1 protein-coding gene is annotated in these 341 nt (G+C 61.3%); it reads right to left on the bottom strand.

Features of this window, described 5'->3' with window-relative positions; genetic code table 11:
* Positions 1 to 155: 155 nt before the first annotated feature.
* A partial coding sequence (locus BQ17_RS22365) for a hypothetical protein (protein WP_218068091.1) occupies positions 156 to 341 on the bottom strand: 186 nt, incomplete at its 5' end.

The following is a 341-nucleotide window of genomic DNA, read 5'->3' as shown; positions in this document are numbered from 1 at the left end:
AGAATCTTTGCGTCTTGGCGCCATTGCGTCCTGGCGTTAAATGGGCCGGAAAGTGAGCGGCCAAGCATAAAATTTTTGGCTCTTTATGGATTCCGGACTGTTCACGCTCATGGAAGGTACTACCGGACGTTTTGGAGTGCGGCGGCACCCTGACTTCAGGACCAACCGGAATCCGCGCTGCCCGATGTCACCACAGCGTTGGCCTGGAACACGGGCCCGCCGCCGCTTTGGATTTGGCGATGCATCCGTTTCCAACACCGGCTTTGCGGCCAGGGGAAAGCGCCGTCGCCGCGGCGCGGGTGGAACCGAAGGGCCCGGATTCCCGGCCAACGCCGCTGGTA

Origin of the sequence: Candidatus Thiosymbion oneisti (genome assembly GCF_900092655.1) — a bacterium.
Taxonomy (GTDB): Bacteria; Pseudomonadota; Gammaproteobacteria; order Chromatiales; family Chromatiaceae; genus Thiosymbion; species Thiosymbion oneisti.
Note: the sequence above shows the minus strand (reverse complement) of the source record. Positions and strands in the feature narration are given on the sequence as shown.